The following is a 7,714-nucleotide window of genomic DNA, read 5'->3' on the forward strand; positions in this document are numbered from 1 at the left end:
ACCACGGGACCTACAAACAGGTCCTCGACCGCTGGGGCCTCGGTAACGAGGCCGTGCCGCAGTCGCGGATCAATCCGCCCGGACTACCCAAGAAGTAGATCGAGGCAATGGACGCGGTCAACTGCGCGACGTCGGCGGCTTCTGGTGTCCCGTCGGTCAGATACGCCCGTATGAGGCGCTCGCACGCTGTTCTGATCGGTTCGCGAACCTCGCGGATGTCGGGCACGGCCTCATGTTTTCTACCTATGTGGGGGGGCGGACACAGGTGTTGGGTAGATCTTTCACTGGTTGTCGCGGGCGTGCCAGGCTCGCAGGATCATGGCCGGGAGTGGTCCGGTGCGTGCGGTGGCGAGGCCCTGCTCGATGGCCCATGCGCGGACCTGGGCGGTGTTGACCGCGGGAGGCTCGTGCCGATCGTGCAGGGTGTCTGGGCTGGTGGTCGATTCGGCGGCGGGCAGGTCGGCGGCGGTGATGGTGAGGAAGTCGCGTGATTGCAGGGTGCGGCGCCGTTTGTGGTGCATGCGTTGCAGTGTGGGCACTGCGGTGTCGAGGTAGTCGTGGGCTTCGACGTGTTCCTTGCGGGCTTCGGTGTGTCGCATGATGCGCCCGACTTGCTGGATCACCGGTGCCTTGAACGCGATCGGCATGGCCAGGAAGACGGTGTCCAGTCGTGGTGCGTCGAAGCCTTGGCCTATGAGTTTGTCGATGGCCAGCAGCACGATCGGTTTCCCGTCGTTGCCCTCGTCGAGGGCATGGAGTACGCCAGCACGCTCGGTGCGCCGCATGCCACCGTGAAGTTGCATTGCGGTGACGTCGTGGGCCTTGAGCGCCTGATCCAGGGCGGTGAGGTGCTCGATGCGGTTGGTGAGCACCAAAACGGTACGGCCGCGGGTGAGGGCGTCGGTGATGTCGGCGGCGATCTGGGCGGTGCGGGTGGTGTCGCGGGCGAGCTGGTTGTAGATCTCGGCGATGGAGGCCCCGTCGCTGCCGTGCTCGTCGGTAGTGAAGTCGGTGGTGTGGACGACGTGGTATTTGGCGAAGCTGCTGGTGTCGTTGATCTCGTGTCGAATCGGTCCGCACTGCATCGTGATGATCGGGTCCATCTGGTCGGCACGGTAGGGGGTGGCCGACAGCCCGATCCAGCGGGGAATCCTCGCTCTCCCGACCGCGGCCGCAGCGGCGGGCGCGCCGACGCAATGACATTCGTCGACCACCGCGAGCCCATAGCCATCGAGCAGCTCAGCGGGTGCATCTCGGTGGGCGAGTGTCTGCAACATGATGACGTCGACGACATGATGGCGACGGTCCTTACCCGCCCCGGCCGAGCCGAGCGTGCCGTCGCCGAGATCGAGGAACTCCGCCAGCCGCTCACGCCATTGGGTCGCCAACTCGGCCCGATTCACGATCACCACAGTCGGGGTCCGGTAGTGGGCGATCAGCGCGCAGGCCATCACGGTCTTCCCGGATCCGGGCGGCGCGACGAGGACGCCGCTGTCGTGTCCGATCATGGCATCGACAGCGGCAGTTTGAAGTTCGGTGAGAGCGCCGGTGAAGGACGCGGTGATCGCGGGGGGAGCGGGCAGGTCGCCGACGATGTCGAGGACACCGCCGGCCTGCGCGATCAGCGAGGCAGCTTCCTCGGCCAGGCCGCGGGGCAGCCTGAGCCAGTCGGGATCGGTCGCGTCGAAGCAGCACACCAGTCGTGGCGTATTCCATGTGCTGAATCGTTGGGCTTGTTTTCGATAGAACTCCGGATTGTGGAAGGCCGCAGTGTGTTTCAGTGCCGCGACAAGCCGCGCCGGAAGCCCGGCGGTGGAGATCGCAAGCATCGCATCCAGGCGTGCGTGGACGAGTCCAGGTGCTTTACCCAACTGGTTGCGCCTGGGTTTGGGTCCCAATTCTGCTGCCAGCGCGGCGGGCCCCGCTCTGACCACGCCCAGCGCGGTCACCCGTGCGTCGAGTTCAGTCGGGGACAGCCGCTGCACGCCGGACAGGAGTGCGAATTGGTCCGGTGCCGCGGTCCATGTGCCCGGCTCGCAGAACACCGTGGTACCGGCCACACGGGATGGTCCGTGCAGCGGCAGCGCGATGAGGTTGCCGAAGCTCAGATCGGCCTTGGCGTTGACCGGCATGACGTCCTGTGCAGGAAATAGCCGGTCGTAGCTGGCCAGCGACATCCGGCCGCGTCCATCGATGGCCTTGCGCACCAACGCGGTTCCCAAGGCGCGTGCCTTGGATGCGGCGACCGGTTGGGTGAAGAAGGTCCACACGTGCGCGCCGGAACCGGAGCGGGAGACCTCGGCATAGGCCGGAACCCCCGCCGACGCGCACGCGGCCAGATAGGCTTCGGCGTCGCCACGCCAGTCGGCGCAGTCTTTCTTGCCATCGAAATCGCAGACCAACAATCGCGTCTGGTCATCGCTGGTGAGCGGGTACAGGCCGATGTGACGGTCCCTCGGGCCCGTCTGCTGTCTGGCGAGATGCTGGTAGACCACCTCGGCGGTCAGCGGCCAGAACATCCTCGGGCCGCCATTGGTTCGCGCGAACGGATCGTCCTCGGCCGGGCTCCACCCGACCCGGCCGTTGTTCTTGCTCACCCACCGCAGCGCGTAGACATCCTCGCGGCCGCGGAACAACTCGCAGAACAGCGCGACCTTGTCCCTTGTCGTGGACTCACGATCGACCGCGGGCAGCATCGACTCGCCAGGCCGCGGGCCCGGTGTAGGCAGCGTGCCGACGATAGCGTCGGCGGCCTCGCCCGCCCCCGGGTCTGGGTGACCATTCAACTGCGTCTGCAGCAGTTCGACACGATCGGACAGCGCCGCGATCGCGGCATCGGCCTCACCGAGCAGCCGGCGCAGCTCATGCGGGTCGTAGCAGTCGCCCCAGTCAGACACACAGAAATGATCCACGCTCGACCCGGAGCTTGTTCAGCGAATCCAGAACCAGGCCAGGCGGTTTGAGTTGCGGAGGGCCCTCAACGGGCGGACGCCTGCTGATCCACACCGTTGCGGCTGCGGCAGCGTATGTAGGAGACAGCGGGTTTTCCCGGAGCGGGGCGGCGCTGGCAGATCTCGAATGCTTCGAGTGCCTGCACCAAGGGTTTGAGTTCGAGGTAGCCGTAGATGCGGGTGTCGAAGTCGGGCTGCTTTTTCGACAGATAGTGCACGACCCCACGGCGGGCGTGGTCGTGGTCCACCCGACCCCCGCGACCAGCGCCACAAGTGCGCTGGGAGCCGACGTGGCCGCCGCGCTGGGGAGAGCTGTCGTCCGGCTGACCGTCGAGCGGGTCCGCGGGGGCGAAAGCATCTGGGCCGCCCTGGCATCCTGGCTGATCGCCGACCGGATCGCCCACCTGGTCGTGCTGCGCGCCCACCGCCTCCACGCGCGCCAGCGCGCCCGACTGCCGCAGCTGCGCTGGCTGAACGGCGTCCACCTGGTGCTGGTCTGGCATGCCCACGGCCATGCCACCACAGCAGAACTGGATCTGGCCGGGATTCCCCACCAGGTCAGCACCGATCTGGTGCGGCTGCTCGACGGCCTGAAGCCTCGCCGCCGCCACCACCCTGGCTGGTCACCGATCACGGCGACCTGCCCAAAGTGCCGGGGGTGGACTTCACCCGGTTCCGCCGCGCGGCAGCCCGCAGCCTCGACCGCGCCCAGTTCCAGCGCATCGACACCGTCTACACCCACAGCCTGCACACAGTCTGCCGTGCCCTCGCCGACCACGAAGGTGTCTCGGCGAACCTGCACGACCACCACATCGAACCGGCATGGGAGTGAACGCGCCGATCTCGGCGACGATAGCCCTCACCTCGGCCGGCTGTAGCACCGCCGTCCACGCGGCCCGGTCCATGCTGGGCAGTCTCGTCGCCGACAGCCCCGGCCCCCATCATGCTGTGACGCTGTTGCGCGGGGCGCAGGCAGCGTTCGAACTGCGCGGTTGGCGGCTCGAGCTGCGAAATCTACCGTTCTCCGTCGGACCGGTGCTGACCGCGACCCCGTTCACTCCAGCCGTGGCAGCCCGGATCCGGCACGGCATCGCGCACCCGGTCCGCGCCGCCGCGCTGGCCACGGCCCTGTTCAGCGGCCTGACCAGCGGCGAGCTATCCCAGCTGCTGCGCCTGGACCTCGACCCGAACGCCGAAACGATCACCGCATCCAGCACCCTGGCCGTGCTGGCGATACCGAGTCTGGCGCAGCCGATGCTGCGCGCGGCCCGCACCTACCTCACGCTGCATGCCGTCGACGGATTCATCCTGTTCACCGGCGGACTCGGCGTCAGCGGCCAGGGGCTGCGACGCTCCGCCGATGCGTGCCGTATCCCGCTGCCCGCCCGCCACCGCTGGTCTGAGACCTGGCTCGCGAACGCCACCACCAGCCCGACAGACCGACACCGCGAGGTGCGATTCGTCGTTTCGATGTCAGTACCCGTTCGTCATTGCGAATGTCAGTTGGTCTGATGTGAGGATCGGCTGCCCTTCATCGCCCATCTCATTCCGAGGGTGTCCAGCGCAGCGACGCGTTCTGGGGGGCAGCCCTGATCGGGCCACGGCCACCCCCAACAAGCCCCCCCACGGATCAACCTCGCTTGCGCACTCGAGCCGGACGGCCTGGATAGAGTGCCCGGCGATTGCCTCCAGCATGGAGCTGGTCGGTGACAACGTGCCCCAGCGTGAGAGCGGCCAAGAGCCGGGGGACCGCGCACGGCGATTCTGCCTATATTCGGCGTGTCGGATACTCGGTCCCGGTGGTAGTCTCGAACTGTCCAGGGGTAGTCTTGACCGGGTGCCCGTAAAACTCTATTACGCCCTCGCGCAGTTGATGGCGACTGCTGGCGTCGACCTCACGCCGGAGCAAGTCACACAACTGATGCGACGGTGGTTGGCCGGGCAGCGTCGGGCATGGGGCCAGCCCGCCCACGACCCCGCGACCGGCTGGCAGATGTATCTGCTGTGGATCCGCACCGACGAAGGACAGATCGTCCAGGTCACCGGTCGGATCGCCCCGCCGGACTTCTACATCGTCGATGTCCGCCCGTTGACCGCCGCCGAAACAGCCGAATTCACCCAGTGGGAGGCCCGCAATGATTGACAACACCACCCACACCAACGACGTCTCTCCGGAGGAGATGGCGCAGATCCTCGCGCGTCTGCAGCGCGGCAGCGAGGCCTCGGTACCGGCGACCGAGGCCGAGGCCACCGCCGGCGCCGGCATGGTGGCGCGGTCGATCAAGTTGCCGCAGGGCCTTGATCTGCGTGTCGAGATCCGCGCCGGTGAACTCGGCATGTCCAAGAGCGCCTACTACCGTTGGTTGGCCGAGAAGGACCTGAAGAACGCCTACAGCGACGAGCCGGAAATGGTGCCACTGGACCAGGTCCGACAGATCGCAACCAGCGCCGTCGACGAAGCCCTGGCGCGGCTGTCACATCGGCCCGGTCACGCCGCCTGACCACAACCTCCCTCGCTTGATTCAGAGCGGGCGTCGTTGGCCGGAACGCGAAAGGGCAGCTCGCAGAGCAGGAATTGCGGGAGCTGGTCGCCGCCGGTGACCTACACGGCTTCATCGATCGGTGGCTCGAATGGTTCGCTGGAGCAACCGGGTATGCCCTCCCCGAAAAGGCTTCGCACAGTCGTCAGGGGAGGCTGGCGCGCAACATCGTGACCTACCGACAACATGTCAGTGGGATGCGGCGGAGCGTGTCAGTGCCGACCAGCTGGTGAACCGCCGTGTCGCGGTGGGCCGCGCCGTCATCGTCGTGGCGGCGGGGTCCCACAGGCCACCGGGTGGAGACGGTGTAGGAGATGTCGTCGAGTGTCGCCCCTGTGAGATCCGATCTGGTGAGATTCGATCCGGCGAGGTTCGCACCTATGAGCTTCGCGTCCTCGAGGTCGACATCGTGGAGATCGATCGCTTGCAGGTCGGCACCGGCCAGGCAGATCCGTCGCAGGTCTGTTGGGGACGAGAACTGTGGGGCATCGGTATTGCGGCGTCCGATAACAGTCAGCGCGGTGTAGATGTCGGCTTGGGCCGAGATCGACACCGGACCCGGGGCTGATTCCCGGGCCGTCGTTTCGCACGGTGTGACCGAGATCTGGGTACGCACAAACGTACCGAGCACCGCGAACACGGTCGCGTGGTCCGAAGGGGAGTCTTTGGCCAGGCGTTCGAACAGATAGATACCAGAAATACGGATGCTGATCTTGTCCGAGGCTAGCTGTTCGGCAGCGAGGCGGAATCGGTCGGTGACCGCAGTCTGCTGCGACAGGCCAAATTGGTTGTTGGTCGCGCGCAGGGTCTGGTTGGTGAAGTAGAGCGCACCGACCGTCCCACCGGCCACCGCGACCGTGGAGAGCGTGGCCAGGAGGGCGCCGAGTTTCGTCCAGCCGGACCAGTGCAGAAGCCAACCCGGCCGTGCGGCAGGCGGGGCGGGATGTGCGGGGGTCCGCGGTGACCGACCTCGGCCGGCGAGCGCCTGCCGACGACGCCGTGCGGCAGGTGATCCCTCAGTGTTGGTCATCCGATCTCCCCTCGTGCGATATGGCGCCAGCAAGCTAGCCGAAGGCGAGCTTGGCCCCGGTGTCTCGGATGTGCTGGTCGTGCCCTGGTTCTCCTGTATCAGCGGTGGTGAGGTGTGAGGCGATACGAAAGTGTCAGTGGTCGGCGACAGTGAAATGTCAGCTGGCTTTCGGCGGGGGTAGTCGGATCCCGGACTGCGGTGGCGGTGCGGAATCGGGTGCTGGTGATGGTTTTGCCGGGATGGTCGTCGGGCCGCCTGCGGGACGGTCCGTGGAGGGCCCATCGCCCGACACGGTTGTCTTTGATCGGTGGCCGGGTGTGTAGCTTTCGTGCCATGGCCTCCTCGCTGTGTGGGTTGAGGCCCGTGGGGTCCAGACCTGAGAAATCCGGCGCTTACAGCCATGTCTGGTCGGGCTGTCCTGGCTGAATTCTGTTCTGGCCTGGCTTGATTCGGTGGATGCGGCTGGCGGGTCGGCTCGTGGTGGTTGCATGGCGGGCTGTGCGTGATGAGGGAATGGCCGGGTACGGGCGGTTCGGTGTGTTGTCGCAGGCGGAGCTGGAGACGACGAGGACCGCAAGCTGATCGCTGCCCCGGTGCCGTGATTACCACCGGCTCGGGTTCAGCCTGCAGTTGGTGACGGTCCGGTACTTGAGCATGTTCCTGGCGGATCCGCTGGATGTGCCGGCCGAGCTGATCGAGTACCTGGCCGAGCGGGCGTGGGAGATCCAGCGCGTGTACGGGCTGGTGCCCTACGCCGACGTGGAGAGCTGCAGGCCTGGATTGTCGACCAGGCGTGGATGAGCGGCGACGGCCCGAAAGCGCTGCAGGCCGGTGCGGTGCGGTGGCTGGGGGAGAAGAACGCGCTGCTACCCGGTATCACGACGCTGGAGCGGCTGGTTCTCGACGGCAAGCAGCTGGCCGGTCAGCGCTTGTGGACCCATCTGACTGGGCAGCTGACCGGCGGGGAGCCGGGCAGGCTGGGCTGGGCTGGGGTGGTTGTGAGCGGCTGGGTGTGTTGTCGCAGCGGTAGCCTCGGGGGTCGTGGACACACTGGAGAGCAAGCACAACGACTACGAACGGTTCGCCCGGGCCTATGCACGTGACAATGAGTCGAACGCGTTCAATGCGCTCTACGAGCGACCGGCGATCTTGTCCCTGGCCGGTGACGTGCGGGGTGCGCGGGTGCTCGACGC

9 protein-coding genes are annotated in these 7,714 nt (G+C 66.8%); 6 read left to right on the plus strand and 3 right to left on the minus strand.

The annotated features are described in order from the left end of the window. Positions 1–281: 281 nt before the first annotated feature. Together ACWEKS_RS48435 and ACWEKS_RS48440 are read right to left on the minus strand one after the other, a co-directional pair. Positions 282–2,897 (minus strand): TOTE conflict system archaeo-eukaryotic primase domain-containing protein, encoded by a 2,616-nt coding sequence (locus ACWEKS_RS48435; RefSeq protein WP_452346454.1) that lies wholly within the window; start codon positions 2,895–2,897, stop codon positions 282–284. A gap of 80 nt (positions 2,898–2,977) precedes the next feature. Continuing rightward, positions 2,978–3,565, minus strand: a complete 588-nt coding sequence (locus tag ACWEKS_RS48440; protein WP_452346455.1) for an OST-HTH/LOTUS domain-containing protein — start codon at positions 3,563–3,565, stop codon at positions 2,978–2,980. Positions 3,566–3,609: 44 nt separating this feature from the next. Between ACWEKS_RS48440 and ACWEKS_RS48445 the strand changes: the two genes are divergently transcribed. From ACWEKS_RS48445 to ACWEKS_RS48460, 4 genes are all read left to right on the plus strand, one after another. Further along, the gene (locus ACWEKS_RS48445; RefSeq protein ID WP_452346456.1) at positions 3,610–3,783 is read left to right on the plus strand and encodes a hypothetical protein; all 174 of its coding nucleotides are present in this window, start codon (positions 3,610–3,612) and stop codon (positions 3,781–3,783) included. Further along, positions 3,774–4,463, plus strand: coding sequence for a hypothetical protein (locus ACWEKS_RS48450; protein ID WP_452346457.1), 690 nt, complete (start codon positions 3,774–3,776; stop codon positions 4,461–4,463). The genes ACWEKS_RS48445 and ACWEKS_RS48450 overlap by 10 nt, the downstream gene beginning before the upstream one ends. A 325-nt stretch (positions 4,464–4,788) precedes the next feature. Next, positions 4,789–5,094 (plus strand): hypothetical protein, encoded by a 306-nt coding sequence (locus ACWEKS_RS48455; RefSeq protein ID WP_452346458.1) that lies wholly within the window; start codon positions 4,789–4,791, stop codon positions 5,092–5,094. Further along, entirely contained in the window at positions 5,087–5,452 is a 366-nt protein-coding gene (locus ACWEKS_RS48460) for a hypothetical protein (RefSeq protein ID WP_452346459.1), read from the plus strand. Before ACWEKS_RS48455 ends, ACWEKS_RS48460 begins: the two co-directional genes overlap by 8 nt. A gap of 214 nt (positions 5,453–5,666) precedes the next feature. Here ACWEKS_RS48460 and ACWEKS_RS48465 read toward each other — a convergent pair whose 3' ends face one another. Continuing rightward, complete coding sequence (locus ACWEKS_RS48465; RefSeq protein ID WP_452346460.1) at positions 5,667–6,521, minus strand: pentapeptide repeat-containing protein; 855 nt, start codon at positions 6,519–6,521, stop codon at positions 5,667–5,669. A gap of 585 nt (positions 6,522–7,106) precedes the next feature. On the opposite strand from ACWEKS_RS48465, the gene ACWEKS_RS48470 reads away from it, so the two are divergent. Both ACWEKS_RS48470 and ACWEKS_RS48475 read left to right on the plus strand, forming a co-directional pair. Further along, positions 7,107–7,322 carry a DUF4158 domain-containing protein gene (locus ACWEKS_RS48470; protein ID WP_452346462.1) on the plus strand — a complete coding sequence of 72 codons (216 nt, stop codon included), beginning with the start codon at positions 7,107–7,109 and terminating at the stop codon, positions 7,320–7,322. Further along, positions 7,319–7,624, plus strand: coding sequence for a hypothetical protein (locus tag ACWEKS_RS48475; RefSeq protein ID WP_452346461.1), 306 nt, complete (start codon positions 7,319–7,321; stop codon positions 7,622–7,624). The genes ACWEKS_RS48470 and ACWEKS_RS48475 overlap by 4 nt, the downstream gene beginning before the upstream one ends. The last annotated feature ends 90 nt before the right edge of the window (positions 7,625–7,714 follow it).

This window comes from Nocardia sp. NPDC004711 (genome assembly GCF_053601595.1).